29 protein-coding genes are annotated in these 26,525 nt (G+C 71.9%); 22 read left to right on the forward strand and 7 right to left on the reverse strand.

Annotation, left to right across the window (positions count from 1 at the left end):
- The first annotated feature begins 77 nt into the window (after positions 1–77).
- The 5 genes from ACFP1K_RS00270 (at position 78) to ACFP1K_RS00290 (ending at position 3,951) form a co-directional block, all read left to right on the forward strand.
- The gene (locus tag ACFP1K_RS00270) at positions 78–869 is read left to right on the forward strand and encodes a phosphatase (protein WP_380745772.1); all 792 of its coding nucleotides are present in this window, start codon (positions 78–80) and stop codon (positions 867–869) included.
- A gap of 320 nt (positions 870–1,189) precedes the next feature.
- Positions 1,190–1,393: a helix-turn-helix domain-containing protein gene (locus ACFP1K_RS00275; RefSeq protein ID WP_030456159.1), complete on the forward strand. Its 204-nt coding sequence runs from the start codon at positions 1,190–1,192 to the stop codon at positions 1,391–1,393.
- Between the two features lie 339 nt (positions 1,394–1,732).
- Positions 1,733–1,831, forward strand: coding sequence for a 30S ribosomal protein bS22 (locus tag ACFP1K_RS00280; protein ID WP_018654693.1), 99 nt, complete (start codon positions 1,733–1,735; stop codon positions 1,829–1,831).
- A 111-nt stretch (positions 1,832–1,942) separates the two neighbouring features.
- The gene (locus tag ACFP1K_RS00285; protein ID WP_380745774.1) at positions 1,943–2,980 is read left to right on the forward strand and encodes an NAD-dependent epimerase/dehydratase family protein; all 1,038 of its coding nucleotides are present in this window, start codon (positions 1,943–1,945) and stop codon (positions 2,978–2,980) included.
- Positions 2,977–3,951: a lysophospholipid acyltransferase family protein gene (locus tag ACFP1K_RS00290; RefSeq protein ID WP_380745776.1), complete on the forward strand. Its 975-nt coding sequence runs from the start codon at positions 2,977–2,979 to the stop codon at positions 3,949–3,951. Before ACFP1K_RS00285 ends, ACFP1K_RS00290 begins: the two co-directional genes overlap by 4 nt.
- A gap of 30 nt (positions 3,952–3,981) precedes the next feature.
- On the opposite strand, the gene ACFP1K_RS00295 is transcribed toward ACFP1K_RS00290, so the two are convergent.
- The 3 genes from ACFP1K_RS00295 to ACFP1K_RS00305 form a co-directional block, all read right to left on the reverse strand.
- Positions 3,982–4,848 (reverse strand): HAD family hydrolase, encoded by an 867-nt coding sequence (locus tag ACFP1K_RS00295; RefSeq protein WP_380745778.1) that lies wholly within the window; start codon positions 4,846–4,848, stop codon positions 3,982–3,984.
- 96 nt (positions 4,849–4,944) lie between these two features.
- Positions 4,945–5,631: a DUF5667 domain-containing protein gene (locus tag ACFP1K_RS00300; protein ID WP_380745780.1), complete on the reverse strand. Its 687-nt coding sequence runs from the start codon at positions 5,629–5,631 to the stop codon at positions 4,945–4,947.
- A gap of 100 nt (positions 5,632–5,731) precedes the next feature.
- The gene (locus tag ACFP1K_RS00305; RefSeq protein ID WP_380745782.1) at positions 5,732–6,382 is read right to left on the reverse strand and encodes a sigma-70 family RNA polymerase sigma factor; all 651 of its coding nucleotides are present in this window, start codon (positions 6,380–6,382) and stop codon (positions 5,732–5,734) included.
- A 178-nt stretch (positions 6,383–6,560) separates the two neighbouring features.
- Here ACFP1K_RS00305 and ACFP1K_RS00310 point away from each other — a divergent pair, with 178 nt between their 5' ends.
- On the forward strand, positions 6,561–8,489 hold the full coding sequence (locus ACFP1K_RS00310) for a putative quinol monooxygenase (RefSeq protein WP_380745784.1): 1,929 nt from the start codon (positions 6,561–6,563) through the stop codon (positions 8,487–8,489).
- A gap of 12 nt (positions 8,490–8,501) precedes the next feature.
- On the opposite strand, the gene ACFP1K_RS00315 is transcribed toward ACFP1K_RS00310, so the two are convergent.
- On the reverse strand, positions 8,502–8,750 hold the full coding sequence (locus ACFP1K_RS00315) for a glutaredoxin family protein (RefSeq protein WP_380745786.1): 249 nt from the start codon (positions 8,748–8,750) through the stop codon (positions 8,502–8,504).
- 398 nt (positions 8,751–9,148) lie between these two features.
- On the opposite strand from ACFP1K_RS00315, the gene ACFP1K_RS00320 reads away from it, so the two are divergent.
- The 13 genes from ACFP1K_RS00320 (at position 9,149) to ccsB (ending at position 22,511) form a co-directional block, all read left to right on the forward strand.
- Positions 9,149–9,844, forward strand: coding sequence for a redox-sensing transcriptional repressor Rex (locus tag ACFP1K_RS00320; protein WP_380746240.1), 696 nt, complete (start codon positions 9,149–9,151; stop codon positions 9,842–9,844).
- Complete coding sequence (locus tag ACFP1K_RS00325) at positions 9,841–11,172, forward strand: glutamyl-tRNA reductase (RefSeq protein WP_380745788.1); 1,332 nt, start codon at positions 9,841–9,843, stop codon at positions 11,170–11,172. Before ACFP1K_RS00320 ends, ACFP1K_RS00325 begins: the two co-directional genes overlap by 4 nt.
- A complete protein-coding gene (gene hemC / locus ACFP1K_RS00330; RefSeq protein ID WP_380745790.1) occupies positions 11,169–12,107 on the forward strand; it encodes a hydroxymethylbilane synthase in 939 nt (312 codons plus the stop codon). Before ACFP1K_RS00325 ends, hemC begins: the two co-directional genes overlap by 4 nt.
- Positions 12,104–13,732: a bifunctional uroporphyrinogen-III C-methyltransferase/uroporphyrinogen-III synthase gene (locus ACFP1K_RS00335; protein ID WP_380745792.1), complete on the forward strand. Its 1,629-nt coding sequence runs from the start codon at positions 12,104–12,106 to the stop codon at positions 13,730–13,732. Before hemC ends, ACFP1K_RS00335 begins: the two co-directional genes overlap by 4 nt.
- A gap of 93 nt (positions 13,733–13,825) precedes the next feature.
- Positions 13,826–14,818 (forward strand): porphobilinogen synthase, encoded by a 993-nt coding sequence (gene hemB / locus ACFP1K_RS00340; protein ID WP_380745794.1) that lies wholly within the window; start codon positions 13,826–13,828, stop codon positions 14,816–14,818.
- 82 nt (positions 14,819–14,900) lie between these two features.
- Complete coding sequence (locus ACFP1K_RS00345) at positions 14,901–15,554, forward strand: bifunctional DNA primase/polymerase (RefSeq protein WP_380745796.1); 654 nt, start codon at positions 14,901–14,903, stop codon at positions 15,552–15,554.
- 88 nt (positions 15,555–15,642) lie between these two features.
- Entirely contained in the window at positions 15,643–16,938 is a 1,296-nt protein-coding gene (gene hemL, locus ACFP1K_RS00350; RefSeq protein ID WP_380745798.1) for a glutamate-1-semialdehyde 2,1-aminomutase, read from the forward strand.
- Positions 16,939–16,996: 58 nt separating this feature from the next.
- On the forward strand, positions 16,997–17,929 hold the full coding sequence (locus ACFP1K_RS00355) for a LysR family transcriptional regulator (RefSeq protein WP_380745800.1): 933 nt from the start codon (positions 16,997–16,999) through the stop codon (positions 17,927–17,929).
- 13 nt (positions 17,930–17,942) lie between these two features.
- Positions 17,943–18,584, forward strand: coding sequence for a histidine phosphatase family protein (locus ACFP1K_RS00360; RefSeq protein WP_380745802.1), 642 nt, complete (start codon positions 17,943–17,945; stop codon positions 18,582–18,584).
- A 125-nt stretch (positions 18,585–18,709) separates the two neighbouring features.
- On the forward strand, positions 18,710–19,279 hold the full coding sequence (locus ACFP1K_RS00365) for a TlpA family protein disulfide reductase (RefSeq protein ID WP_380746242.1): 570 nt from the start codon (positions 18,710–18,712) through the stop codon (positions 19,277–19,279).
- Positions 19,269–20,003, forward strand: coding sequence for a cytochrome c biogenesis CcdA family protein (locus ACFP1K_RS00370; protein WP_380745804.1), 735 nt, complete (start codon positions 19,269–19,271; stop codon positions 20,001–20,003). Before ACFP1K_RS00365 ends, ACFP1K_RS00370 begins: the two co-directional genes overlap by 11 nt.
- Positions 20,003–21,568 (forward strand): cytochrome c biogenesis protein ResB, encoded by a 1,566-nt coding sequence (resB, locus tag ACFP1K_RS00375; RefSeq protein ID WP_380745806.1) that lies wholly within the window; start codon positions 20,003–20,005, stop codon positions 21,566–21,568. The genes ACFP1K_RS00370 and resB overlap by 1 nt, the downstream gene beginning before the upstream one ends.
- Positions 21,558–22,511, forward strand: coding sequence for a c-type cytochrome biogenesis protein CcsB (gene ccsB / locus ACFP1K_RS00380; protein ID WP_380745808.1), 954 nt, complete (start codon positions 21,558–21,560; stop codon positions 22,509–22,511). Before resB ends, ccsB begins: the two co-directional genes overlap by 11 nt.
- Positions 22,512–22,566: 55 nt before the next feature.
- Here the strand turns inward: ccsB and ACFP1K_RS00385 are convergent, their stop codons facing one another.
- Positions 22,567–22,875, reverse strand: coding sequence for a PLDc N-terminal domain-containing protein (locus tag ACFP1K_RS00385; RefSeq protein WP_380745809.1), 309 nt, complete (start codon positions 22,873–22,875; stop codon positions 22,567–22,569).
- A gap of 156 nt (positions 22,876–23,031) precedes the next feature.
- On the opposite strand from ACFP1K_RS00385, the gene ACFP1K_RS00390 reads away from it, so the two are divergent.
- Both ACFP1K_RS00390 and ACFP1K_RS00395 read left to right on the forward strand, forming a co-directional pair.
- Complete coding sequence (locus ACFP1K_RS00390; protein ID WP_380745810.1) at positions 23,032–24,066, forward strand: hypothetical protein; 1,035 nt, start codon at positions 23,032–23,034, stop codon at positions 24,064–24,066.
- 10 nt (positions 24,067–24,076) lie between these two features.
- Positions 24,077–24,325, forward strand: a complete 249-nt coding sequence (locus tag ACFP1K_RS00395; protein WP_380745813.1) for a hypothetical protein — start codon at positions 24,077–24,079, stop codon at positions 24,323–24,325.
- A gap of 199 nt (positions 24,326–24,524) precedes the next feature.
- Here ACFP1K_RS00395 and ACFP1K_RS00400 read toward each other — a convergent pair whose 3' ends face one another.
- A complete protein-coding gene (locus ACFP1K_RS00400; RefSeq protein WP_380745815.1) occupies positions 24,525–24,746 on the reverse strand; it encodes a BldC family transcriptional regulator in 222 nt (73 codons plus the stop codon).
- A gap of 311 nt (positions 24,747–25,057) precedes the next feature.
- On the opposite strand from ACFP1K_RS00400, the gene ACFP1K_RS00405 reads away from it, so the two are divergent.
- The gene (locus ACFP1K_RS00405; RefSeq protein ID WP_380745817.1) at positions 25,058–25,258 is read left to right on the forward strand and encodes a DUF4229 domain-containing protein; all 201 of its coding nucleotides are present in this window, start codon (positions 25,058–25,060) and stop codon (positions 25,256–25,258) included.
- On the opposite strand, the gene ACFP1K_RS00410 is transcribed toward ACFP1K_RS00405, so the two are convergent.
- On the reverse strand, positions 25,255–26,523 hold the full coding sequence (locus ACFP1K_RS00410) for a hypothetical protein (RefSeq protein WP_380745819.1): 1,269 nt from the start codon (positions 26,521–26,523) through the stop codon (positions 25,255–25,257). The genes ACFP1K_RS00405 and ACFP1K_RS00410 overlap by 4 nt on opposite strands.
- Positions 26,524–26,525: the final 2 nt, after the last annotated feature.

Consider the following 26,525-nt stretch of genomic DNA (forward strand, 5'->3'; position numbering starts at 1 on the left):
CCCGGGGAGCCGGAGCCGGGGCTCATGCCGTGAGGGTCGCACGACGCACGTGACCCGCAGATTGGACGGAGTGAACAATGCAGACCGCGCCTTCGCGGGACGAGCTGAGAGAGCATCTCATCCGGACGAGGATCGCCGGGGACATCGCGACCAGCCGGGAGAACAATCTCGACCACTACCGTTCCCTGGCGGCACGCGACCCCCACTACATGTTCGGCCTCACCCTTGAGGGCGACTGGACCTACCGCGACATCCTCGCCCTGATGGCCAAGTCCGCCGGGGTGAGCTCCGATCCCGACCACCGGTACGGGCAGGACACCATCGACCCCGACCGCACCATCGACGCCCTGGAGGCCATGGGCGACCGCGTCGCGGCGGCGCTCAGGCGCGAGAACCCCCGCGTCGTCGTGGCCACCGGGCACCCCACGGGCCTGCTCACCACCCACCTGGCGCTGGCCCGGCTGGCGCGGGAGTGCGGCGCGACGCTGCTCACCCCGGCCGAGCAGCGGTCGTTCATCGGCAAGGGTCTCGGCCGGCGGCGCCGCATCCGCTACCTGGACGAGGTGGCGATGCTGGACGACGGCGGCGCGCTCGTGCACACCCACGACCCCGCCCCGATGCAGGCGATGCTCAACGAGCTCGGCGACGACCGTCCGGACCTCGTGATCGGCGACCACGGCTGGGCGGGCGCGGCCGGGGAGGCCGGGGTGGAGACGGTGGGGTTCGCCGACAGCAACGACCCCGGGCTGTTCGTCGGCGAGGCCGAGGGCAAGGTCGCGGTCGTGGTGCCACTCGACGACAATGTGCTACCGAGGCATTACGCTCCGATGACGAGCTATCTGGTCTCCCGGGTCCTGAGTGGCCTGTGAGGCGATCCCGGAATATTCGGACCACCCGTAACCGCCGTTTCGCGCGCCCGTTGGGTCTGACGCGTCGACCGTTTGCCAACTTTTTTGTGATCCTGAGCGACTCTAATGGGACGTGATGGAACCGTGTACAACATCGGGATCAGTGGTTGACCAGGCGGCTGGCCAGCGACTTTCCTGATTCTGGTGGCAGGCGTCTCCTCGGACTGATGGAATAGGGGGTTTGCGCGATCGGAGACGCGTTCTACGCTGACAGCAGTACACGTGCGTGAGCAATGGCACCAGTGGGGATAACCCGGAAACACGTGCGGAAGAGGCGTCCGATGGGTGCAGGCGAAAGACCTCTCAGCGAGGTGAAGTTCCTGACGGTGGCAGAAGTGGCCACCGTCATGCGGGTGTCCAAGATGACTGTGTACCGCCTTGTGCACTCGGGGGAGTTGCCGGCCATCCGGGTCGGGCGCTCCTTCAGGGTGCCCGAGCAGGCGGTGCACGACTACCTCAGGGATGCGTTCATCGAAGCGGGTTGACTGACGCCTTGAGCGACATCACCCCGTCATGAGCCGGAAACCACCTGATGACCGGCGCATGCTTCGCTAGGAACGCGACCTTGGCCGGGAACGGGGTGGGCGGCCCGCCGCCCACACCTGCCCCGGTGTCCGGTTGCGACCTCTCGGTGGCCGCGGGTTCCCCCCGGGAACGATCGACCGCGAAACGCCGGTAGGCTGTTGGATCGGTGTGCTTCGTGACGAGCGGCTGATCCCGTGCTCGCGACGTGCCGTGTCTACGGCACGCGCGTCGAACGGGAGAGGCGCGCGTCATCGTGGCACCTGACCGCTCTGACCAACCTACCTTCACCTGGGGGTCCCGTGGGCTCTGTGATCAAGAAGCGCCGTAAGCGTATGGCGAAGAAGAAGCACCGCAAGCTTCTGAAGAAGACCCGCATCCAGCGGCGTAACAAGAAGTAGTACAGCGGCGCGGACAAGACGACGCAGAGCGGCGGGCCGGGTGTGACGCGTTCACACCGCGGGCACATCCGGGCGTGCGCGACCCACTACACGTGATCCTGCGAGGCGCCCATGACTCACACCGTGCTCGTGACCGGGGTTTCCCGGCACATCGGAGCCCGGGTGGCGAGCGTCCTCGCGGCCGACCCCGGCATCGACCGGGTGATCGGTGTGGACACCGTTCCGCCGCCCGCGGCGGAGCGGGGCGACGTGGGCGCGTTGGGCCGCACCGAGTTCGTCCGGGTTGATCTGCGCAGCCCGGACATCGCGCGGGTGATCGGCGCGGCCGACATCGACACCGTGGTGCACATGAGCCTGGTGACCGCTCCGTCCAAGAGCGCGGGGCGCTCCTCGATGAAGGAGCACAACGTCATCGGCACCATGCAGCTGCTGGCCGCCTGCCAGCGGTCCGCTCTCGTGCGCCGGGTCGTCGTCCGCTCCACCACCGCGGTCTACGGCTCCTCCCCGCACGCCCCCGCGGTGTTCACCGAGGAGGTCGAGCCGGCCGAGGTGCCGAGTTCCGGCTACGCCAAGGACGCCACCGAGGTCGAGTCGTACATCCGCGGCTTCTCCCGGCGGCGGCCGGACGTCACCGTGTCCACCCTGCGCTTCGCCAACTTCATGGGGCCGGGCGTCGACTCGCCCCTGACCCGTTACTTCACCCAGCCGGTGGTGCCCACCGTGCTGGGTTTCGACCCGCGCTTCCAGTTCGTCCACGAGGACGACGGCGTCGAGGTGCTGCGGCGCATGGCGCTGGAGGACCACCCCGGCACGTTCAACGTGACCGGTGAGGGCGTGATGCTGCTGTCGCAGTGCGTGCGGCGCAGCGGCCGTCCGACGGTGCGGGTGCCCTCGCCGGCGTTCCGCGTCCTCGGCGAGATGGCCCGCGGCCTCGGCAGGGTCGACTTCTCCCCCGAGCAGATCGCGCTGATGAGCTACGGCCGGGCCGTGGACGCCGAGCGGCTGTCCGCCGAACTCGCCTGGCGCCCGAAGTTCACCACCGCGACGGCGTTCGATGACTTCCTCCACTCGCGTGGCCTGTTTGCCGCTACGCCACTCTCTGTGATCGACTTGCTGGGGACACTGCTGGGTGGGGGCGTGAAACGGTGAAACAGATCAACTCAGAGCGGGACCGGCACGGTGACGGGGACGAGGAGCCCGGCACCGCCCAGGTGATCCCGATCACGGCGGCGCGGGGGCGGGCCGACGGCACGGACACGGACGCGGGCACGAGCGCGATCGAGGAGCGCGTGGCCGACCTGCTGGCCTTCCTGCGGCGGCGCATGGCCGGGGAGTACGAGATCGACGAGTTCGGGTTCGACCCCGAGCTGAACGACAAGGTGCTGCTGGAGCTGATCCGCCCGCTGTACCGCCACTGGTTCCGCGTCGAGACCTCCGGCCTTTCGAACGTCCCCGACGAGTCCGGCGCGCTGGTCGTCGCCAACCACTCGGGCACGCTGCCCGTGGACGCGCTCATGCTCCAGGTGGCGCTGCACGACGAGCACCCCGCGCGCCGGCCGCTGCGGCTGCTCGGCGCCGACCTCGTGTACCAACTGCCGGTGCTCGGCCACCTGTCCCGCAAGTCCGGGCACACCCTGGCCTGCCCCGAGGACGCCGACCGGCTGATGCGCAAGGGCGAGCTGGTGGGGGTGTTCCCCGAGGGCTTCCGCGGCGTGGGCAAGCCGTTCCGCGACCGCTACAAGCTGCAGCGCTTCGGCCGGGGCGGCTTCGTGGCCTCGGCGATCCGCGCCCAGGTGCCGATCATCCCGTGCTCGATCGTGGGCGCCGAGGAGATCTACCCCAAGATCGGGGACTTCCGCACGCTGGCCCGGCTGCTCGGCCTGCCGTACCTCCCGATCACGCCGCTGTTCCCGTGGTTCGGCCCGCTCGGGCTGCTGCCGCTGCCGTCCAAGTGGATGATCCGCTTCCACGAGCCGGTGCGCACCGACCAGTACGACCCGGAGGAGGCGGACGACCCCATGCTGGTCTTCAACCTCACCGACCAGGTGCGCGAGCTGATCCAGCAGCAGCTCAGCCAGCTGCGCCTCCAGCGGGGACCGGCCTTCCCGCCGTTCCTGTGATCACGCGGTAAAAGCGGCCCGGCCGCGAGGTCAGGCCGAGCGGTAGTGCCTGCGCAGCGCGATGGCCGCGGCGATGCCGCCCGCGACGGCTCCGGCGCCCGCCGCTATCGGCAGACCGATCATGGTGGCCCGGCGGCCGGTGCGGAAGTCGCGCACCGCCCAGCCGTTCGCCCTGGCCTGCTCCAGGAGCTCGCTGTCGGGGTTGACGGCGTAGGGATGGCCGACCAGCCGCAGCAGGGGGAGGTCGTTGGCGGAGTCGCTGTAGGCGGTGCAGCGACTCAGGTCGAGGCCCTCGCGGCGGGCCAGCGCCTTGACCGCCTCGGCCTTGGCGGGGCCGTGCAGCAGGTCCCCCACCAGGCGGCCGGTGTACACGTCGTCCACGGTCTCGGCGACCGTACCGAGGGCGCCGGTCAGGCCGAGGCGCTGGGCGATCACCCGGGACAGCTCGACCGGGGTGGCCGTGACCAGCCAGACCCGCTGCCCGGCGTCGATGTGGCCCTGGGCCAGGGCGCGGGTGCCCGCCCAGATGCGGTCGGCCATGACCTCGTCGTAGATCTCTTCGCCGAGGCGCACGACGTCCTCGATGCGCAGCCCGGCGACGAACGCGAGCGCGGTCTCCTTGGCCCTGGCGATGTGGTCGGGGTTCTCGTTGCCGCGGACCCGGAACATCGCCTGCCCGATGGCGAACTTGACCAGGTCGGAGGTGGTGAACAGCCCGCGTGAGGCGAGGCCCCTGGCGAAGTGGTAGATGGACGCGCCGCGCATCATCGTGTTGTCGACGTCGAAGAAGGCCGCAGCCGTGGGATCGGGATCCGCCACCGGAGTGGAGACCGCGGCGGCTGCCGCGACTTCCCCGGCCTTCTCTGCCTCGGTGCGCCGTCGCAGTAACCGCCTCATAGCACCTCAGCTTAACCGGGAGCGGGGGGTGCGCCCGGTGTACGTGGCGTTAGCGTGGCGTGACGTCTGACGCACATCACGGGTGCGGCGCCGGGGTCACGGGGCCAGATCGTCGATCATGTCCAGGTAGGCGCTGGCCTTCATCCGGTCGTCCCCGCCGAGCTGAGGGATCATCGGGGCGACCAGATCGCGCTGCTCCTCGGTGAAGCGCTTGAGCGTCGGCGTGTGCTTGTCGCGGCGCTTGACGTGCTGCAGCGCGGACAGCGCCGAGCGGGTGGTGATGGCCATCTCGTCCAGGGTCGGGCCGATCAGCCGGGAGCGGGTGTCGTCGGGGTAGCCGAGCAGCGCCGCGGCCTCGGCGGCGCGCGAGTGCGCGGCCGTCAGCTCCCGCTGGGCGCGCTCCACGTCGTCCGGGGTCAGGCTGAGCAGGGTCGCCTCGGCCGCGCGCTTGATGGGGTACAGGCGGTCGCCGGGCACCGAGGCGTACGTCTGCACGCCGGTGAGGATCATCAGCCCGGTGACCGAGACCACCAGGAACGCCGGCCGCAGCCGGAGCAGCAGGGGCGGGCGGCGCCGGGACGGCTCGGGGACGGGGTCGCCCTCGGTGCCGTGCGCGGCGAGGAGCTCCCCGCGCAGCCGCGCGCGGAAGTCGGGAGAGGGCTCGTCACCCGCGTCGCCGCCGATCTGCCGCAGGCGGACGGACAGCAGGCGCGCCGAGGCGCCCCGCCGCGTGAGGGTGGCCCAAAGGTCGAGCGACCACCCTGAACCCCCCCGCTTACCCATGAATGCTCCCTGCCGCACTCCGATGATCCATAGGTGCAACATGCACAACGACGGGAGGCGGCCGGAAGTTACGGGCTGAGGCCCATCGGCCCGCCTCTGATCAGCCGAGGTCGTCGGGGAGCGCCCGGGCGAGCGCGCGGACGGCGCGGAACTGCAGCGCCTTGACCGCCCCGCTCTTCTTGCCCATGATCAGGGCGGTCTCGGCCAGGGACATGCCCTGCAGGAACCGCAGCACCACGCATTCCTGCTGCTCGGGATTGAGCTCGCGCACCGCCCGCAGGATGCGCTCGTTCACCATGGTGGCGACCACGGCGTTCTCCGGGATGAGCGAGCCGTCCATCGGGGTGTCCAGCACCTCGGCGGTGGACACCTCCATGCGGTAGCGGCCCGACTTGTAGTGGTCGGTGACCAGGTTGCGGGCGATGGTGACCAGCCAGGCGGCGAAGTCCCGGCCCTGCCACGTGAAGTCGGCCATCCGGCGCAGCGCACGTAGGAACGTTTCACTGGTGAGATCTTCCGCCAGCGCGTGGCAACCCACCCGGAAGTAGACATAGCGATAAACGAGATCGACATAGCGGTCGTACAACGCCGCGAAGGCGTCCGCGTCGCCGGTCTTGGCGCGGAGCACCACCCGCCGTAGCTCGTCGATCTCCGGGCTGGAGAGGTCTCGGCGGCCGGCGGCCCGGGTTCGGTCCGCCGTGTCGGCCGATCCCGGAGGGGAAAGCCCGGCGACCGACCATGTGTTCGACATCCGGTGATCCCTGGGGAAGAAAGGGAAGGGCGCGTTGCTGCGCGACCACTCTAGGAAATCATGTGGAAATTACACAATCCACTTTGCCTCAGTAACTACCTCTCGTAACGAGAGTCGAGCGGCACATCGGGTACCGGCTACCGGTTGGGAGGTAATGTCCGGCAGAGTTGGGACCATCATGGAAGCCCTCGTAGCCGTCACCGCCTTCGCCGGTGCGCTGTTCGCCGCCATCACGACCGGGGTTCTGGTCGGACGGCTGCGGGACGAGCGGACCGGCTGGCTCATCGCCTGGACCGTGACCACCACGGCACTCTGCCTGGCCCTGGGGTCGATCGCCATCGGGCACCTGATCGGATTCGGGCCCGCGACGTTCCGCGTCTACCAGATCACCGGCGCCTTCCTCGCGCCGTTCTGGCTGGCCATCGGGATGATCCAGATGCTCGCCGTGAAGACCCCCGCCAAGTTCGCGGCCTGGTTACTGGGGATCGCCTTCACCGTCGTCACCACGGTCATCATGGTCGTCGACCCGGTGAGCCAGGTGGACAAGTTCGGCAAGACCCTGCCGCTGGGCGACACCCACTGGACGATCATCCCGACCGCGCTGCTCAACGTGGCCCACGCCCTGACGTACCTGATCCTCATCGGGTGCCTGATCCTGGCGGTGCTGCGGTGGCGCGGCGGGGACGACCTCGACGCGGACAACATGCACGCCGGGGTGGTGCTCGCACCGACCGGCCTGGCGCTGGTCGGCGTCGTGCGCTTCGCCATCCCCGGGGTGTTCGCGGCGCTGGTGATCGCGCTGATGGTGGGCGCCGTCTGGTACGCCGTGGCCCGGCCGCTGGCACCCTACGACGAGGAGCGGGACGACTCCGACGACTGGGAGGAGGACCCGCGCCCGGCCCCCGCCCGCCGCGCCGCGCCGGCCGCGTCGCCCGACTCCGGCCCGATGCCCGTGACGCCGGCCGGGGCGCCGCGCCGCTCGGGTCTCGGCGACCTGGTGGCCGAGTACCGCGCGGGGGACCACGGCGAAGTGGACTACGCGGCCCGCATGCAGTCGTCCGGCGGCTTCGCCGGTCAGCCCGGCCAGCATGGTGGACCCGGCCAGCCCGGGGGGCCGGGTCAGCCCGGTCAGCCCGCTGGGCCCGGCCAGCTCGGGCCCGGTCAGCCGGCCCGCTCCGGGCGCGGCGACCCGGGGACGTACGGCGCCCCGGTCGGGCGCGGCGGCCCCGGCGAGCGCGGGTACGGCGGTCCTGACGAGCAGGGCCCGTACGGCGGCCCCGGCCAGGGCTTCGGCCGTGCGGACCAGGGCTTCGGCGCCCCGCCCGGGCCTGGAGGGCCTGGAGGGCCCGGACTGCCCGGAGGTCCGATGGGCCCCGGTGCCCCGGGGGAGTCCGGGTGGTTCGGCGGCCCGGCGACCGGTGAGGTGATCCCGCCGGATCCGCTCGGCGGGCGTCCGGGCCAGGATCCGCTGGGCGGGCGACCGGATCCGCTCGGCGGGCGTCCGGGGCAGCAGCTGCCCGGGGCGGCCTCGTACGCCGACCCGCTGGACCCCTCCTACGGTCGCGCCCCGCACGTCCAGGATCCGCTGGGCGGTCCCAACGGCACCCACCAGGGCGCGCCGGGTCCCCAGCACCTCGGCCCCGCGGGGCAGGGCCTCGGGCCGGGCGTGGAGAGCCTCGCGATGCCCGCCACGGGCGCGTTGTTCGCGGGGGCCGAGCTCCAGCAGGCCCTCGGCCGCGCCGAGCCGCCCGCCGCGGCCGGCGGTGTCCGCCCGTCGCCGCGGATCTACGGCCTGCTCACCGTGTTCACCCTGATGGACGGCGCGGGCGAGGCGTTCGACCGCCTGTCGGAGGAGACGGTCGAGGAGGTCCGGCGCAGCGAGCCCGACACGTTGATCTTCATCTGCCACGCGGTCAAGTCGGCCCCGCTGCAGCGCATCGTCTACGAGATCTACCGCGACGAGGTGGCGTACACCGACCACCAGCGCCAGCCCCACATGGAGAGGTTCGCCCGCGAACGCGTCGCGCACGTGCTCGCGGCCAACGTGATCGAGCTCAACCTCAACGCGGCGAAGGTCGTCCCCCTGCCCACGGCTTACCGGGTCTGAGGGGAAGTTCGGTCAGGTGGCGAGGGCCGTCCGCAGACGGTTCTCGTCCACCCGCCAGAAGTCGTGCTGCACCCCGTCGATCAAGGTCACCGGGATCATCTCGCCGTAGGCCCGCATGTCCTCGTCGGACTCGGTGATGTCCCGCTCCACCCAGGGGACGCCCAGCTCGCCGGCCACACGTTCGATGATCGCTCTGGCGTCCTCACAGAGGTGGCAGCCGGGCTTGCCGAGCAAAGTGATCGTGTGGTCTCGCGGAGCCATGCGCACAGCTTAGCGGCGGCCTAATGGGTTTAAACCAGTTCGTCCGATGTGTTCAGGACGGCAGCGGTGAAGAAGCTTTCAGGCGGCCGGCGGCGTAGTGTCGACGGAGCAAGATCTGACCCGGTATGGCGGGTGGTGACGCGGGTGGAGCAAGCTGGCCGGTCCCGGGCGGGGCGGGTCGCGGCCGCGCGGGGGCGGCGGCCCGGATTCGAGGGCGGCGCCCCCGGCTGGAAGACTTGGCGCCCGACGGTCCGCGGTCCTCACTTTGTGCATCGCTTCACAAAGGGACTAACCTGGATTTGCGTCCGCTGTTCGTCATCCGTCGCAATCGCGAGCGCGGCCGGGGCGCACCGGCCGCCCCGCCGTCCCCTGGAGTTCCGGCAAAAGTGATCCGCCGCATGTCGCAAGCGCGAGAACGTGGCATCCCCGATGCGACAGTCGCGCGACTGCCGCTCTACCTGCGCGCACTCAACGGACTGGCGGAGCGGGGCACCGCCACCGTCAGCTCCGAGGATCTCGCGCTGGCCGCGGGGGTCAACTCCGCGAAGCTGCGCAAGGACCTGTCGCACCTCGGGTCGTACGGCACCCGCGGCGTCGGCTACGACGTCCAGTACTTGATCTACCAGATCTCCCGTGAGCTTGGTCTCACCCAGGACTGGGCCGTCGCCATCATCGGCCTCGGCAACCTCGGCCGCGCGCTCGCCAACTACGGCGGGTTCGTCTCCCGGGGTTTCCGGGTGGCGGCGTTATTCGACGCCGACCCGGCAGTGGTGGGGGAGCGGCTCGTGGGGATGGCCGTCGACCACATCGACGACCTGGAGGAGGTCCTCGGCCGCCAGGGCGTCTCCATTGTGGTTCTCGCCACACCGGCGTCGGCGGCCCAAGAGGTGGCCGAGCGGGTCATTGCCGCCGGAATCACGAGTATTTTGAATTTTGCGCCCGCTGTGCTGACCGTGCCGGATGGGGTGGATGTCCGCAAAGTCGACCTGTCGACCGAGCTGCAGATCCTCGCCTTCCACGAGCAGCGCAAAGCCGATCGTGAAGCAGGGAGCCCCATCATGACGGAGGACTGGGCCGAGGCGATGGACGCATGAGCCTTCTCGCGGTAGGCCTGAGTCACCGGACGGCGCCGGTGGCGCTGCTGGAGCGTGTCTCGATGACCGGGGACGCCCTGGTCAAGATGCTGTACGACGTGCGCGGCGACGTCCACGTGTCCGAGGCGATGATCGTCTCCACGTGCAACCGGGTCGAGATCTACGCCGAGGTGGACCGCTTCCACGGCGGCGTCACGGCGATCACCGACCTCCTCAGCGCCCACTCCGGCGTGCCCCAGGAGCAGCTCACCCGCCACCTGTACGTCCACTACGAGGACCGCGTTGTCGAGCACCTGTTCACGGTGTCCTGTGGACTGGACTCGATGGTGGTGGGCGAGGGCCAGATCCTCGGCCAGGTGCGCCAGTCGCTGCGGCTCGCCCAGGAGCACGGCACGGCGGGCAGCACCCTCAACGACCTGGCCCAGCAGGCCCTGCGCGTCGGCAAGCGCGCGCACACCGAGACCGGCATCGACCGCGCCGGAGCCTCCCTGGTCGGCGTGGGGCTCACCCTCGCCGAGCGGGTCCTCGGCCCCCTCGACGGCAAGCGGGCGCTGGTGGTCGGCGCGGGCTCGATGAGCGCCCTGTCGGTGGCCACCCTCGGCCGCGCCGGGGTCACCGACATCGTGGTCGCCAACCGCACCTTCGAGCGGGCCGCCCGCCTCGCGCAGAGCGTCGGCGGGCGCGCCGTGGAACTGGCGGACGTCGGCCGCGAGCTGACCGGCGCCGACCTCGTCATCTCCTGCACCGGCGCGGGCGACGTCGTCGTCACCACCGAGATGGTGGCCGGCGCCGCCCACCCCGGGCCCTTGTTCCTGCTTGACCTGGCACTTCCCCACGACGTGGACCCCGGAGTGCGCACCCTGCCCGGCGTCACGCTGGTCGACCTGGAGTCGATGCGGGAGGCTGGCCTCGGCGACCAGGACGGCGACCACGTCGCGGCGGTGCGCGGCATCGTGGCCTCCGAGGTGTGCGAGTATCTCAAGGCCGAACGCGCCGCCCGGGTCACCCCCACCGTGGTCGCCCTGCGCGCCAAGGCCTCCGACGTCGTCGAGACCGAGCTGGGGCGCCTGGTCACCCGGATGCCCGAGATCGACGGCCGGCTGCGCGGCGAGATCGCGCAGACGATGCGCAGGGTGGTGGAGAAGCTGCTGCACGAGCCCACCGTGCGTGTCAAGCGCCTGGCGGCGTCCCCGGCAGGAGATCATTATGCCGAGGCGCTGCGCGAGTTGTTCGACCTGAACCCGAAGGTGCCCGAGGCAGTGACGAGAGCCGACGTGGCCGAAGTCGAGACCGACTCGTCCGGTCGAGCCGGCGAGGAGGACGCATGACCGTCACCCAGCACACGTACGCCCGCCGGGGCGTGCTGCGCCTCGGCACCAGACGCAGCCTCATGGCCACCACCCAGTCCCAGATGGTCGCCGACCGGCTCACCACGCTGACCGGCGCCACCGTCGAACTGGTCGGCATCACGACCTTCGGCGACGTGACCAAGGCGCAGTTGTCGCAGATCGGCGGCACCGGTGTGTTCGTCAGCGCGCTGCGCGACAAGCTGATCGACGGCGAGATCGACTTCGCCGTCCACTCGCTCAAGGACCTGCCCACCACGCCCGACCCACGGGTGCTCGTCGCGGCGATACCGCCACGCGACGACCCGAGGGACGCGCTGGTCGGACCGGCCAAGCTCGCCGACCTGCCCCCGGGCGCCCGGGTGGGCACCGGCTCGCCGCGGCGGATCGCCCAGCTGCGGGCCCTGCGCCCGGACCTCGAGTACGTCCCGATCCGCGGGAACGCCGACACCCGCATCGGCAAGGTCGCCTCCGGCGAGCTGCAGGCGGTCGTGCTGGCCGCCGCGGGCCTCGGCAGGCTCGGCAGGGACGGCGAGATCTCCGAGGTCTTCGAGCCGGGCGACATGCTGCCCGCCCCCGGCCAGGGCGCGCTCGCGGTCGAGTGCCGCGCCGGCGACGACGACCTGATCGGGCTGCTCGCCGCGCTGGACGACCCGCGCACCCGCGCGGCCGTCACCGCCGAGCGCACCGTGCTCGCCGCCCTGGAAGCCGGTTGCAGCGCCCCCGTGGGTGCGTTCGCCGCCGACGCCGGGCACATTCTCAACCTGACCGCCGCCGTGGTGGCCCTCGATGGCACGCGGTCGGTGCGCAAGTCCACCGCCGGGGACCTTTCGGCCGCCATGGATCTCGGCCGCGACCTCGCGGCCGCCATGATCGCCGAGGGGGCCGGCACATTGATGGAGGAGCGGACCCATTGAGCTCCGGAAGCCAGACCAGTAAGACCGGCGCCGAGCAGGCCGCCGGCGCACCCGAGGCCGACGCCCGGCGTTCGACCGGGTTCGTCGCCTTCGTCGGCGCGGGCCCCGGTGACGAGGGCCTGTTGACGCTGCGCGGGGCCGACCTGCTGTCCCGTGCCGATGTGGTGGTGCTGGACCGCGAGGCGTACGGCGGGTTGCTCCGCCACTGCCCCGAGGACGTCAAGGTCGTCGACATCGCCGCCGACCTCGGCGCTGTGTCGCTGAAGGCCGTGCGCGAGGCCAAGACCGGGTGCCGCGTGGTGCGGCTGTGCCCGGGCGACCCGGGGTTCTTCTCCTCGGTCGCCGAAGAGGTCTCCGCCTGCGTCAAGGCCGAGGTCGAGTTCGAGATCGTGCCGGGCGTGCCGCCCGCCACCGCCGTGCCCACCTACGCGGGCATCGCCCCGGCGGTCGGCATGCCGGAGTTCCGGGTCGTGGACGCCGACCAGGTGGACGACTGGGCCCCGCACGCCGCGTGCGAGGGCACCCTGGTCGTCTACAACGGCGTCTCGGCCGCGGTCGCCATCGGCAAGGCGCTGGTCGCGGCGGGCAAGCCCGACACCACGCCGGTCGCGGTCACCCAGAACGGCACCACCACCGAGCAGTACACCGTGGTGTCCACGCTGGGCAGGCTGGCCGCCGACCTCAAGCACGCCGGCATCGCCGAGCCCGCGGTGATCGTCGTGGGCGACGCGGTCGGCACCCGCGAGAAGCTGTCGTGGTTCGAGAGCAAGCCGCTGTTCGGCTGGCGGGTGCTGGTGCCGCGCACCAAGGAGCAGTCCGCCGACCTGTCGGACCAGCTGCGGTCCTACGGCGCGGTGCCCGAGGAGGTGCCGACCATCTCGGTGGAGCCGCCGCGCACCCCCCAGCAGATGGACCGCGCCATCAAGGGCCTGGTCACCGGCCGCTACGAGTGGGTGGCGTTCACCTCGGCCAACGCGGTCAAGGCGATCAGGGAGAAGTTCGAGGAGTACGGCCTGGACGCGCGCGCGTTCGCCGGGCTGAAGGTCGCGGCGGTCGGCGAGGCCACCGCGAGCGCGCTGGTCAGCTTCGGCGTCAAGCCCGACCTGGTGCCGGTGGGCGAGCACTCCTCGGAGGGCCTGCTCGCCGAGTGGCCCCCGTACGACTCGATGCTCGACCCGATCAACCGGGTGCTGCTGCCCCGCGCCGACATCGCGACCGAGACCCTGATCGCCGGGCTGACCGAGCTCGGCTGGGAGTGCGACGACGTCACCGCGTACCGCACGGTGCGCGCGGCGCCGCCCCCCGAGGCGATCCGTGTGGCGATCAAGGGCGGCGGCTTCGACGCGGTGCTGTTCACCTCGTCGAGCACGGTGCGCAACCTCGTCGGCATCGCCGGCAAGCCGCACACCGTCACCGTGATCGCGGTCATCGGCCCGCAGACCGCCAAGACGGCCGAGGAGTTCGGGCTGCGGGTCGACATCATGGCCGACAGCCCGTCGGCGTCGGCCCTCGCGGCGGCGCTGGCGGACTACGGTGCCAAGCAGCGCCAGTCGGCCCTCGCGGCCGGCGACGTCCCCCGGCGGCCCTCGCAGACCCGCAGGGGCGCCCGGCGCCGCGCCCGATAGCCCCCCGCGGCCCCCGGGCCGCGTCCACAACCCCATATCCCAGGGTCAGGCCCGTCGTTCCGTGGCCGTGGGTCAGGAAGGGACAGGGAGAGCATGATGCCGAACGCGGAGTTCCCGGTGGCCCGGCCGAGGAGGCTGCGCCGTACCGCGTCGCTGCGCCGCATGGTGGCGGGGACCCGGCTGCACCCGGCCGATCTGGTGCTGCCGATGTTCGTCAAGGAGGACGTGCCCGGCCCCCAGCCGGTCGGCTCGATGCCCGGGGTCGTGCAGCACTCGCGCGACTCCCTGCGCAAGGCCGCGCACGAGGCGGCCGAGGCCGGGGTCGGCGGCGTGATCCTTTTCGGCATCCCCGCCGTCAAGGACGACCGGGGCTCGGCGGGCGACGACCCGGAAGGCATCGTGCAGCTCGCGGTGGCCGACCTGCGGTCCGACCTCGGGGACGCGCTGGTCGTGATGACCGACACCTGCCTGGACGAGTTCACCGACCACGGCCACTGCGGCATCCTCACCCCCGAGGGTGAGGTCGACAACGACGCCACCCTGGAGCGCTACGCCTCGGTGGCGGTCGCCCAGGCCCGCGCCGGATCCCAGGTGATCGCGCCGAGCGGCATGATGGACGGCCAGGTCGGCGCCATCCGCGCCGCGCTGGACGGCGCCGGTTTCGCGCAGATCCCCATCCTGGCGTACTCGGTCAAGTACGCCTCCGCCTTCTACGGCCCGTTCCGGGACGCCGCCGAGTGCGCGCCGAAGTTCGGCGACCGCAGCGCCTACCAGCAGGACCCGGCGGGGCCGGTGGGCGAGGCGCTGCGCGAGATCGCGCTGGACCTCGCCGAGGGCGCGGACGCCGTCATGGTCAAGCCCGCCCTGGCCTACCTGGACATCCTGCGGCAGGTCCGCGACGTGGTGGACGTCCCCGTGGCGGCCTATCAGGTCAGCGGGGAGTACGCCATGGTGGAGGCCGCGGCGGCCAACGGCTGGATCGACAGGGACCGCGCGATCATGGAGTCCCTGGTGGCCATCCGGCGCGCCGGGGCCGACCTGATCCTCACCTACTGGGCCATCGAAGTGGCCAGGAGACTATCCTGACGGGCCATTTCCGGGGGTCGCCGCACCTTGACCGGTTGCCATCAGGCATCATCGGGGAAAGGCGCGGGTGGAAGGAAACGTAATGGTCGGGGTACCGTTGGCGGCTCGAAGGGCGAAACGGCGCGGACGTGCGCACGGAAAGGCGCGTCTGATCACTTCGGTGCTCGACTACGCCGCACTCGGCTGGGCCGCCTGCCCAGGCGCGCATCCGCTGCGTGAGGGGCGGCGGGCGTGCTCCTGCGACCGGGTCGGCTGTCCCGACCCGGGGACCCACCCGGCGTCGCCGGCCTGGCGCATGATGGCCACCACCGACGCCGTCCAGCTGCAACGCTGGTGGGAGCAGGCCCCGGAGGCCAACATCATTCTCCCCACCGGCAGGGTGTTCGACGTGTTCGACGTACCCGCCGTGAACGGCCATACGGCGCTCGCCGCGATGGACGCCTCCGGCTTCGAGACAGGCCCGGTCGCCGTTAACGGCGACCGGGTTCTTTTCTTCGTGGCCACCCGCGGCGCCCCCGAGGACGAGGACGAATGGTGGTCCTGCCACCTCGACTACGCCCCCGAGACCATCGAGGACACCCCCGGCCTGCGCTGGCACTGCCGCGACAGCTACGTCCTCGCCCCGCCCTCCACCCTCCCCGACGGCAGCCAGTCCCGCTGGCTGCGTCCCCCCGACGGCCGCCCCCTGCCCGACCCGCTGCACGTCCTGGACCACCTGGCCGACGCCATCGACTGACCGCCGCCACCGCGCGCCCCTTCCGCGGCGGCCCGGCGGGGATCGCCCTCCTTCCGGCGGCGGCCATGTGCGGCACTACCCTGGACGCGTGAGCCGTACGGAGATCTCAGAGAGCCTGTTCGAGCGCGCCCGCGTCCTGGTGCCGGGCGGCGTCAACTCCCCGGTGCGCGCGTTCGGCGCCGTGGGGGGCACCCCGCGCTTCATGGCGTCGGGGGACGGGCCCTACCTCACCGACGTCGACGGCAACCGCTACGTCGACCTGGTGTGCTCCTGGGGGCCGATGATCCTCGGCCACCGGCACCCGGCCGTCGTCGAGGCGCTCACCGCCGCGCTGACCCGCGGCACGTCCTTCGGCACGGCCACCCCCGGCGAGGTCGAGCTGGCCGAAGAGATCGCGGCCCGGGTCGCCCCGGTCGAGCGCGTCCGTCTGGTCAGCTCGGGCACCGAGGCCACCATGTCCGCCGTGCGGCTGGCGCGCGGCGTCACCGGCCGGTCCAAGGTGGTCAAGTTCGCCGGGTGCTACCACGGCCACGTGGACGCGCTGCTGGCCGCGGCGGGCTCCGGCGTGGTGACCTTCGGCCTGCCCGACACCCCCGGCGTGACCGGCGCGTCGGCCGCGGACACGATCGTGCTGCCGTACAACTCCCCCGACGCGGTGAACGACGCGTTCGCGGCGTACGGCGCCGAGATCGCGTGCGTCATCACCGAGGCGTGCCCCGCCAACATGGGCGTGGTGCCGCCCGCGCCCGGGTTCAACCGGCTGCTGCGCGACCTGTGCACCGCGCACGGCGCCCTGCTCGTCATCGACGAGGTGCTCACCGGCTTCCGGGTCTCGGCGTCCGGCTGGTACGGCCTCGACCCGGTGCCGGCCGACCTGATGACCTTCGGCAAGGTCATGGGGGGCGGCCTCCCCGCCGCCGCCTTCGGCGGCCGGGCCGACGTCATGTCCCACCTGGCCCCCGAGGGCCCCGTCTACCAGGCGGGCACCCTCTCGGGTAACCCGCTGGCCGTGGCGGCGGGCCTGGCCACCCTCCGCGCCTGCGACGCCGACGTCTACGCCCGGGTGGACACCGCCGCGACCGTCCTCGGCCAGGCCGCCTCGGACGCCCTGACCGCCGCCGGGGTCCCGCACCGCCTCCAGCGCGCGGGCAACCTCTTCTCCGTCTTCTTCACCGGCACCCCCGTCACCGACTTCACCACCGCCCGCACGCAGAACTCCGACGCCTACCGCGCCTTCTTCCACTCCATGCTCGACCAGGGCGTCTACCTCCCCCCGTCCGCCTACGAGGCGTGGTTCCTCTCCGCCGCCCACGACGACCAGGCCCTGGACCACGTGATCGGCGCCCTTCCCGCCGCCGCCAAGGCCGCCGCCGTCGCCTCCTGAACCCCGGAGTTCTTCAGCGGCGCTCCTCAATGGCGACTCCATCGTTTAGCATCTCTATATGCTCGATCTCCACCGCCTCAAGGCGCTGCACGCGGTCGCCGTCTACGGCTCGGTCGGGGCCGCCGCCGAGGCGCTCATGGTGACACCGTCGGCGATCTCACAGCAGCTGGCCAAGCTGGAACGGGAGACCGGCGCCACGCTGCTGGAGCGCAACGGGCGCGGCGTGAAGCTCACCGACGCGGCGGGGCTGCTCGCGCAGCACGCCGAGCGCATCCTCGCGCTGGTGGAGACCGCGGAGGCCGACTTCGAGGCGCTGCGCGGCGCGGTGGTGGGCAGGCTGTCGATCGCGGCGTTCCCCACGGCGGCCCGCGGGCTGATGCCGCAGGCGCTCAGGGAGCTCAAGGTCCGTCATCCCGAGCTGGACGTGGTGCTGTACGAGCGGGAGCCCGAGCGCCAGGTCCGGGAGGTGGCCAGGGGCGAGCTGGACCTGGCGGTGGCGCAGGACTGGCTGAACCGCCCGATGGCCACACCTGAGGGACTGGCCAGGGCCACGCTGTTCGACGACGTGGTGGACGTGGTGCTCCCCGCGGGCCATCCGCTGGCGGCGCGGCGCGAGATCGACCTGGCAGAGTTGCACGGGGAGCGGTGGATCAGCTCCTCACCGGGGACCGTCTGCCACGACTGGCTGGTCTTCACCCTGCGCACCGCCTCCCTGGAGCCCGACTTCTCCTGCGTCGCCGACGAATACCCCACGCAGATCGCGCTGGTGGGCGTCGGCCTCGGGTGCACCATCGTGCCGCGCCTCGGCCGGGGGACACTGCCGCCGGAGGTGCGGGCCGTGCCGATCAGGCCCAGGCCCACCCGGCGCATCTACGCGCTGTGGCGGGCCGACGCCGCGCGGCGACCGGCCATCCGCGCCGCCGTCGAGGTGCTGCGGGAGATGAGCCCGACGGCGGTGTCGGGCCGCGTCCTGGCTCACACCGACCAGTAGGCTGTTGTCCGTTATGACTGCCAGCACCGTTGTTCACCTGCTCCGGCACGCGGAGGTGCACAACCCGGAGGGCCTGCTTTACGGCCGTCTGCCCGGATACCACCTCTCGGAGACCGGCCGCTCCATGGCCGACATGGTGGCCAAGGCGCTCTCCGGCCGTGACATCACCGCCCTCCTCAGCTCGCCTCTTGAGCGCGCCCAGGAGACGGCCGCCCCCCTCGCGGACGCCCTCGGTCTCACCGTGCGCACCGACGAGCGCCTGATCGAGGCCGCCAACATCTTCGAGGGCGTCGCCCTCGGGGCCATGTTCCGCACCCCTCGTCACTACCGCCACTTCTGGAATCCGGGCCGTCCCTCCTGGGGCGAGCCCTACGCCGACATCATCCGGCGCATGCGCGGCGCCATCGACGACGTCCGCGCCGAGGCCCGCGGCCACGAGGCCGTGCTGGTCAGCCACCAGCTCCCCATCTGGACCATCCGCCAGGCCGCCGAGCGCCGCCGCCTGTGGCACGACCCGCGCCGCCGCCAGTGCGCGCTGGCCAGCGTCACCAGCCTCACCTTCGAGGGCGACCGCCTGACCAGCATCGGCTACAGCGAGCCCGCCGGTGCCCTCATCAAGCCTCCCGGCCCGAACTCCCGCGGCAGCCGCCGCTAGCCTCACCTCGGTCGCGATCACAGCCGCCCCCGGGAGCCCCGATTTCCGGGGCGGTCGCCGGGATGGGTAGGGTTGAGGCGCTCTACCGGTTGTAGTGCAAGGAGAGTCCCAGCGCCGTGTTCGCGATGTCACGAGCCCTGACCGCCGTGCTCGTCATGGTGGTCCTGGCGGGATGTGCGGGGAACAACCCTTCGGCGCAGCCCCAGTCGGGGGACACGCGGTTCGTCGCGGGCGACGGCAGGGTGCAGCTCTTCACCGCCGCCGAGCGCAAGGCCGCGCCGGCCATCGAGGGCGAGACCCTTGAGGGGCAGCGGGCGCGGCTCACCGACCACAAGGGGCAGGTGGTCGTGCTGAACTTCTGGGCGTCCTGGTGCGGCCCCTGCCGCGGCGAGGCCCCGGTGCTCAAGGACGTGGCCGCCAAGACCAAGGACAAGGGTGTGCGGTTCCTCGGGGTCGACTTCAAGGACGACCGGGCGCAGGCGCTGGCCTTCCAGCGGACGCAGAAGCCCGGGTACCCGAGCCTGTTCGACCAGCCGGGCAAGGTCGCGCTGGCCTTCCACGGCATGGTGAACCCCGCGGCGATCCCCTCCACGCTGGTGATCGACCGCCAGGGCCGGGTCGCCGCGCGGGCGCTCGGCGAGGTCAGGTACACCGATCTCCTCGACGCGGTGACCAAGGTCAGCGATGAGCGGTGACCTGGCCGGCACCATCGCGGCCGGCTCCCTGCTGCTCGCCGTGCCGGTCGCGGTCGCGGCCGGCCTGGTGTCGTTCCTGTCGCCGTGCGTGCTGCCGCTCGTCCCCGGCTACCTGTCCTACGTCACCGGGATGAGCGGCGACCCCCGGCGCGGCCGGATGGTCGCGGGCAGCGTCTTGTTCGTGCTCGGGTTCTCCCTGGTCTTCGTGCTCGGCGGTGCCCTGTTCGGCGGCGTCGGGTCCCTGCTGCTCGGCAACGCCGAGGCGATCACGAGGGTGCTCGGCGCCCTGACCATCGTGCTCGGCCTGGCGTTCATCGGCCTGGTCCCCGGCCTCCAGCGCGACCTGCGCGTCCACCGCTTCCCGGCCGCGGGCCTCGCGGGGGCGCCGCTGCTCGGCGTGGTGTTCGGCCTCGGCTGGACCCCCTGCATCGGCCCCACGCTGTCCACCGTCCTCACCCTGTCCCTGGACCAGGCCAGCGCCGGCCGCGGCGCGCTGCTCGCCCTCGCGTACGCCCTAGGGCTCGGCCTGCCGTTCGTGCTGGCGGCGCTCGCCTACCGCAAGGCGCTCAGCGCGTTCGCCGCGGTGCGCGCACGGTCCCGGCTGATCACGAGAGTGGGCGGCGGCATGCTGGTCCTGGTCGGCGTCCTGCTGGTGACCGGCCTGTGGGGGCAGTTCATCGCCGCCATCCAGGGCTGGGTCGGCGGATTCGAGCCGGTGATCTGATGGCGACGACCCCGACGGGCCTCGGCGTGGTGGGCTGGCTGCGCTGGGCCTGGCGCCTGCTCACCTCGATGCGTACCGCGCTGATCCTGCTGTTCCTGTTCGCCCTGGCCTCGGTGCCCGGCTCGATCTTCCCGCAGCGCTCGATCAGCCCGGACCAGGTGGCCAAATACTTCCAGGACAGCCCCGGCACGGCCCGCTGGCTGGACCGCCTGTCGCTGTTCGACGTCTTCACCGCCCCGTGGTTCGCCGCCACCTACCTGCTGCTGTTCATCTCCCTGGCCGGCTGCGTGCTGCCCCGCACGGCCGCGCACTGGCGCGAGATGCGCCGCCCGCCGCCCGCCGCGCCGCGCAACCTGTCCCGGCTGCCGCACCACGAGTCGTTCGAGGCCCGCGGCGTGACGGCTCCGCAGTACGCCGCGCTGCTGCGCGGCAAGCGCTGGCGCACGGTCACCGGGCCCGGCTGGGTGGCCGCCGAGAAGGGCTACCTGCGCGAGACCGGCAACCTGCTGTTCCACGCCGCGCTGCTCGCCATGCTGCTGGCCGTCGGCGCGGGAAGCCTTTTCGGCTACCGCGCCAACGTGCTGGTGGTCGAGGGCAACGGCTTCGCCAACACCGTCGCCGCCTACGACCGCTACATCCCCGGCCAGCGGGTCACCGCCGAGTCCCTGGAGCCGTTCTCCTTCACCCTGAAGGACTTCCAGGCCACCTACGTCGCCGCCGGGGAGCGCCGGGGACAGCCGCTGGACTTCTCGGCCCAGCTGAGGGTGTCGGACCACCCCGGGGCGCCCGAGCGGCCGTACGACCTGAAGGTCAACGAGCCGCTGGACGTGAACGGCACCCAGACCTACCTGCTCGGCCACGGCTACGCCCCCGTCTTCAAGGTCACCGACGGCAAGGGCCAGGTCGCTTTCGACGGCCCGGTACCCTGCCTTCCGGTCGACCAGAACACCTACACCTCGGAATGCGTGATCAAGGCGCCGGACGCCGAGCCCGAGCAGCTCGGGTTCCTGGTGCGGTTCCTGCCGACCGCGGTGCCCGCCGAGGACGGCTCGTGGCTCTCGGTCTTCCCCGGCGCGGTCAACCCCGGGGTCCAGGTCTTCGCCTTCTCCGGCGACCTCGGGCTGCGCGACGGCGCGCCCCAGTCGGTGTACCGGCTGGACACCGCCAAGCTCAAGCCGCTGGTGATGGGCGACAAGAGCAAGCCGCTCGCCGTGGGCGAGTCCCTGACCCTGCCGGGCGGCGCGGGCACGATCCGCCTCTCCGGCGTGCGGGAGTGGATCAGCCTGCAGATCGCCTACGACCCCGGGCGGGTGCCCGCCCTGATCGCCGCCACGCTCGCCGTGCTGGGCCTGGTGCTGACGCTCACCGTGCGCCGCCGCCGCCTCTGGGTGCGGACCGGCGAGCCGGACGGCGACGGCGCGGTCACCGTCGAGGCGGGCGGCCTGACCCGCGCCGAGGGCGGCGCCGCCGCGTTCGCCGATGAGTTCTCCCAGATCGTCACGGCCCTTTCCGGCCTTTCCGGCCGCGAGGCGGCCCCGCGTCAAGGAGTGAAGGATGCCCACTGACTCCGGGCTCGCCACGCTCAGCGATCAGCTGATCCTGGTGACAGTCCTGTTGTACGTGTTCGCGATGATCGGTTACGCCCTGGACCTCGGCTTCGGCCGGATCCGCGAGGCCGTCCCCGCCGAGGACCGTGTGCCGGCCCGCGTGGGGGCGGGCGACGGCGCGGACACCGGCGGGGCGGACGGCGGCGCGGCGGAGACGCCCGCGCAGGAGCCGCCCGCCTGGGCCGCCAGGGCCGGCGCCGTCGCGGTCGCCCTCACCTGGCTCGGCTGGGCCGCGCACCTCGGCGCCGTGATCGGCCGGGGGCTGGCCGTGTCCCGCTGGCCGTGGGGCAACATGTATGAGTTCGTGGTGGCCATCTGCCTGGCCGCCGTGACCGCGTTCCTGGTGATGCAGGCCCGCCAGCCCGTGCGCTTCCTCGGCGCCTTCGTGACGCTCGCCGCCGCGCTCGGGCTGGGGTTCGCGGTCCGCTACCTGCACGTGCAGGCCGGGCCGGTGGTGCCCGCGCTGAACTCCTACTGGATCGCCATCCACGTCACCGCCGCCATCCTCGCCAGCGGCCTGTTCATCGTCGCCGGGGTGTCCGGCATCCTTTACCTCGCCCGCAAGGACGGGCCGTCACGGCTGCCGTCCCGCGCGGAGCTGGAGGCCGTGGCGCACAAGGCCATCGTGTTCGCCTTCCCCGTGTGGACCTTCGCCGTCATCGCGGGCGCCCTGTGGGCCGACAAGGCGTGGGGCCGCTACTGGGGCTGGGACCCCAAGGAGGTCTGGTCGTTCATCACGTGGATCGCGTACGCGGCGTACCTGCACGCGCGGGCCACCGCGGGCTGGCGGGGACGTTCCGCCACGATCGTGCAGCTGGTGGCCTTCGGGTGCCTGATGTTCAACCTGGTCGGCGTGAACATCTTCCTGTCGGGCCTGCACTCCTACGCGCAGGTGCCCTGAGCGGGGACGAGGCTCGGTAGGGCGTCGAGGGCAGGGCTTCGGCGGGGGCCGGGGGTCAGTCTTCCTCGCGGCGCATGCGTTGGTCCAGGTCGCGCAGGAAGTCGGGGTCGTCGTCGGGGCCGCGGGGGGCCGATGGCCTGGGCCGGCCGGTGTCGCCGGGGGGGCGCCGGCTCGCCGTCTGCTCGCCGAGCGGACGGCCGAGCAGCAGCCACAGGACGCCGCCGAGCCCGGGTAGCAGAACGATGATGAGAACCCACAGCATCTTGGGCAGGTTTCTTACATCTTGCTCCGGTGTGGTTATCACGTCGAACAGGCAGTACAGCCAGAAGGCCAACAGCGCCAGGCCGAGAAGCACGCTAGGCATGTCGGCAGCGTAAGCCATTCCGCGGTAGATCGTGTTTTCGGGGGCGACGGCGGAAGCCTCCGATTCATCGCCATAGGACATTCCTGATGGCTTCCCGCCCTGCTCCGTCGTACCGTGGACCGTGACCACGATCCGAGCGAAGACCAGCACGGAAAGGTGTCCGCCGATGCCCCCGCCAGTCCCGGCCCACCCGTCGGCGCCTTGACGGCGTTCTCCGGCGACAAAGGTCGCCACCGCAGGGGGCCGCGCTGGCGGCAGCGAGGTCCGTCGGCGTTCCCGTACCGCGTGGAGACCCCGCGGGAGGGCCCTGACGCGCCGGATCCCCGGCCGGCGGCCGATTCCCGCCGCGCCGACGGCACCGGCGAACGCCGGGGCGACCCGCCGCGCGAGGGCCGTCCCGGGCGGGGCAACGGCCGCGGGGAGGGCCGCCGCGGCGCCGAGGCGTTCTGGCAGGACGACCGGCCGCGCGTCGACACCCCGGGCGCGGTCACCGCCCCGGTGGTGGACCGGCCGCAGTACATCTGGCGCGACTTCGAACTGGACGACGAGCCGCCGCTCGCCCAGCCCAACTCTCCCGACACCCCCGACCTGGGAGACGGGTTACGACACTGTGGCCCCCTGGAACGGATCCTCTACCGCCAGTGGGACGCCTCGGCGGGCCCGCCGTCCGCGGACGCGGTGCGCGCCGTGGACAGCCTCGCCCGGCTCCCCGAGCGCCTGAAGTCGCTTCTGGCGGTCGGACTCGACGGCATCTACGTCGGGCCGGGGGGAGTGCCCGATCTGGACGACATGGGCTATCTCCGGGGCGCGCCGCTGCCCTCCGGCAAGGCCACGTGGGACGTCTGCGCCGGCGCGTACGGCGACCGCAAGATCGTCGTGGGGGACCGGCCCTCCCCGACGCCCGACGTGATGATGCACGAGACGGGTCACGCCCTTGACGACATCGACTCGCCGCCCGGCGACTGGGTGTCGGACTCACCGGAGTTCGCCGCCCTGTACGACGAGTGCGGCCCGCTGCTGGCCTCGACGTTCCACAAGCAGCCCGCGGGCCTCGGCCGCAAGGAGTTCTTCGCGGACGCCTTCGCCGCCATCGCCTCGCGGCAGCGGCCCGCGCTGGTGGACATGCTGGGCGGGGACACACGCGCCGCGCTCAACGTCATGCTGTTCTTCAACCGGCGCTACGGAATCTAGGTGATCCGTCATGTACGTCATCCGGCTCGCGGACGGGACGTTGCGGATCCCGCGGTCCCTGACAAGTGGCGACGGTCGCCTGATCGGCAACGCCTACCTCGAGGTGGCGCCGAGCGACCCCGACTACGAGCGCTGGCTGGCCGAGTCGATCACCGAGGAGCAGGACGCGGAGCGGCGCAGGCGGTGGCGCGAGGAGAACGACGACCTGGAGCGGGAATTTCTGGCCTTCAAGGAGTCACAGGCCGGCTCCGACCGCTGAGCGTGCGCGGCCGGCTTAGGGGGGCCCAGTGCGCGCCAATCACGGACGCGCATTAGGTGATAGATATTTAAAGCATTTAAGGATGTCCGTAAAAAGAACAGTGACCCTGCGGCTTCCGGGGGGCACGCAGGATCACCGGGTGGTGCGGGGCCGGATCGAGATCACCGGGCGTCGTGCTCGGCGGGCTCGGGCCGGTGGTTCAGACACGCGGTGAGTCGCCACTCGGCCGGTCGGCCGTGAGGACTTCCTCGCCACGCAGGAGGGCGTGCACCTCCGACTCTCGGAAACGCCGATGCCCTCCGGGGGTGCGGATACTGCTGATGCGACCGGCCGCCGCCCAGCGCGTCACCGTTTTTGGATCGACCCGGAAGAGGGCGGCCACCTCTCCAGGGGTCAGCAGACGCTCGCTGCTACTCTCCACAATCTCTCCCCCTCGCGTCCCGCATCTTGAAGCGGGCGGACAGGTATCCAGTTTGCCGAGCGAAATCTGATATATCCGTGATTTAGCGTGAAAGATCACGGGTTGTTATCAGCTGACTGCCCGTTTGTTATATGATAGAGCCTCTTTGGGGCGCTCGTGGGTGTTTCTTTACATAAGCGCCGTGTTGGGAACACTAGCAGTGCTCGCTCCCGATGCGAAGCGAGCGCTGTAAAGCTCCACCTGCGAAATCGGGGTCCCGTGGGGAGCCGGGGGTAGACCGCTCCATCAGGGGGTGGCGTAACCTCGACCGTGTGCGACCGATTCTCGTTTACACCGCGTCACGCCTCGGTCTGTTCGCGGTCACCCTCGGTGTGCTCTATCTGATCGGCGTCCACAACGCCCTCTGGCTTCTCGTGATCAGCTTTGCGATCAGCGGAGTCGCCAGCTATGTGCTCCTGTCGGGGCAGCGGGACGCGGTGAGCCGACAGATCAGTGAGCGCCACAAGGGCTAGACGAGCGGGAACATGCCGACCCGGGCATGGTACTCGTGTCCGAGCCGCGTGGTGTCGCTTCCGAGGAGAAGGCCACCTTTGTCGACGAGGAACGCTTTCACCCCGATGCCCCGGTCACGGGTGGGGTTCCAGGGCAGCGCCCGGCCGGTCGCCGGATCGATCGCGCCGATCCCCGGCCGCGCCACCGCCCCCGGACCGGCGGCGTCCCGGCCGCGCGGGTTGTCCAGCCACCGCTGGTGCCCGCCGACGTACACCGCGGCGCCGGTGACCGCCACCGAGTAGAGCGAATCGCCGCCGGTGTGGTTGACCCATGTGGGCCGCGCCGCGCCGCGCGCCGCGGTCTCGAATCGGGCGGCCGAATCACACAGCTTGCGGCTCCCGCCGGCGCCTCCTGTCGTCACCACGACGAAATACTGGCCGTCGGGTGAGAAGTCAAGGCCGCGCACGTAATAGGGGAAGGCGTCCTTGCAGCGCGCCGCGTACGCCTCGGTGCGCCAGCCGGTCACCGCGGGCCGTGCGGCGCCTATGTCGATCAGGCCCACCTGGGGACGGCGCAGCCCGGAAAGGGTGGTGAACGAACCGTCCACCGCGAGCAGGCGCCCGGACGCCGCCATCGCGTGCACCTTGAGCGGGCCGCGGCCGCCGCCGGGCCTGACGGTGAACGCGGGATCGACCGCGCCGGTCGCGGCGTCCAGCCGGGCCAGCGCCGGACGGCCGGTGCGCCCGACGGCGGTGAAGTCGCCGCCCGCGTAGAGGTGACGGCCGCGCAGCACCAGCGCGGAGACGTCGCCGCCGCGCACCGGCGCGTCGAAGCCCGGCACGGGCTTCCCGTCGGACAGCCGCAGCCGGGCCAGCCCGGCGGCCCGGCCCGGCCCGAGGAACGCGCCCCCCGCGTACACCGAGCCGTCGGCGCCCGCGGCGAGCGCGGCCACCGGGCCGTCCAGGGTCGGCGCGAAGCGGCGGTCCACCTTCCCGGTGTACAGGTCGAAGGCGAAGATGTTGCTCCTTGGCAGCCGCGCGGTGGCGCCGGCCTCGCGGACCCGGCTGAACGAGCCCCCGACGATCACGGTGCGCCCGGCGACGGCGAGGGCGTTGACGATGCCGTCCAGCACGTGCGGCGTGGTGCCCACCGGGTCGGCGGACACGACGCGGTCGTGCGGGACGGCACCCGCGCCGGCCGGGGCGGCGGGCACGAGCGCCAGGGCTCCGGCGAGCAGCGCGGCGGCGGGAAGGGCCCGCGCCGCGGGTGATTTTCCGGTAAACATTT

Origin of the sequence: Sphaerisporangium aureirubrum (assembly GCF_042658925.1) — a bacterium.
Lineage (GTDB): Bacteria > Actinomycetota > Actinomycetes > Streptosporangiales > Streptosporangiaceae > Sphaerisporangium > Sphaerisporangium aureirubrum.

Bases quoted from the DNA above. Each gene is read 5' to 3' on its own strand.
- ACFP1K_RS00305 (WP_380745782.1), bottom strand. From the start codon at position 6,382: ATGTCGAACACATGGTCGGTCGCCGGGCTTTCCCCTCCGGGATCGGCC.
- hemC (WP_380745790.1), top strand. From the start codon at position 11,169: ATGACCGTCACCCAGCACACGTACGCCCGCCGGGGCGTGCTGCGCCTC.
- ACFP1K_RS00365 (WP_380746242.1), top strand. From the start codon at position 18,710: ATGTCACGAGCCCTGACCGCCGTGCTCGTCATGGTGGTCCTGGCGGGA.
- ACFP1K_RS00345 (WP_380745796.1), top strand. From the start codon at position 14,901: ATGGTCGGGGTACCGTTGGCGGCTCGAAGGGCGAAACGGCGCGGACGT.
- ACFP1K_RS00320 (WP_380746240.1), top strand. From the start codon at position 9,149: ATGTCGCAAGCGCGAGAACGTGGCATCCCCGATGCGACAGTCGCGCGA.
- ACFP1K_RS00355 (WP_380745800.1), top strand. From the start codon at position 16,997: ATGCTCGATCTCCACCGCCTCAAGGCGCTGCACGCGGTCGCCGTCTAC.
- ACFP1K_RS00295 (WP_380745778.1), bottom strand. From the start codon at position 4,848: ATGAGGCGGTTACTGCGACGGCGCACCGAGGCAGAGAAGGCCGGGGAA.
- ccsB (WP_380745808.1), top strand. From the start codon at position 21,558: ATGCCCACTGACTCCGGGCTCGCCACGCTCAGCGATCAGCTGATCCTG.
- ACFP1K_RS00285 (WP_380745774.1), top strand. From the start codon at position 1,943: ATGACTCACACCGTGCTCGTGACCGGGGTTTCCCGGCACATCGGAGCC.
- ACFP1K_RS00370 (WP_380745804.1), top strand. From the start codon at position 19,269: ATGAGCGGTGACCTGGCCGGCACCATCGCGGCCGGCTCCCTGCTGCTC.
- ACFP1K_RS00275 (WP_030456159.1), top strand. From the start codon at position 1,190: ATGGGTGCAGGCGAAAGACCTCTCAGCGAGGTGAAGTTCCTGACGGTG.
- ACFP1K_RS00310 (WP_380745784.1), top strand. From the start codon at position 6,561: ATGGAAGCCCTCGTAGCCGTCACCGCCTTCGCCGGTGCGCTGTTCGCC.
- resB (WP_380745806.1), top strand. From the start codon at position 20,003: ATGGCGACGACCCCGACGGGCCTCGGCGTGGTGGGCTGGCTGCGCTGG.
- ACFP1K_RS00270 (WP_380745772.1), top strand. From the start codon at position 78: ATGCAGACCGCGCCTTCGCGGGACGAGCTGAGAGAGCATCTCATCCGG.
- hemB (WP_380745794.1), top strand. From the start codon at position 13,826: ATGATGCCGAACGCGGAGTTCCCGGTGGCCCGGCCGAGGAGGCTGCGC.
- ACFP1K_RS00325 (WP_380745788.1), top strand. From the start codon at position 9,841: ATGAGCCTTCTCGCGGTAGGCCTGAGTCACCGGACGGCGCCGGTGGCG.
- ACFP1K_RS00315 (WP_380745786.1), bottom strand. From the start codon at position 8,750: ATGGCTCCGCGAGACCACACGATCACTTTGCTCGGCAAGCCCGGCTGC.
- ACFP1K_RS00385 (WP_380745809.1), bottom strand. From the start codon at position 22,875: ATGCCTAGCGTGCTTCTCGGCCTGGCGCTGTTGGCCTTCTGGCTGTAC.
- ACFP1K_RS00395 (WP_380745813.1), top strand. From the start codon at position 24,077: ATGTACGTCATCCGGCTCGCGGACGGGACGTTGCGGATCCCGCGGTCC.
- ACFP1K_RS00360 (WP_380745802.1), top strand. From the start codon at position 17,943: ATGACTGCCAGCACCGTTGTTCACCTGCTCCGGCACGCGGAGGTGCAC.
- ACFP1K_RS00300 (WP_380745780.1), bottom strand. From the start codon at position 5,631: ATGGGTAAGCGGGGGGGTTCAGGGTGGTCGCTCGACCTTTGGGCCACC.
- ACFP1K_RS00410 (WP_380745819.1), bottom strand. From the start codon at position 26,523: ATGTTTACCGGAAAATCACCCGCGGCGCGGGCCCTTCCCGCCGCCGCG.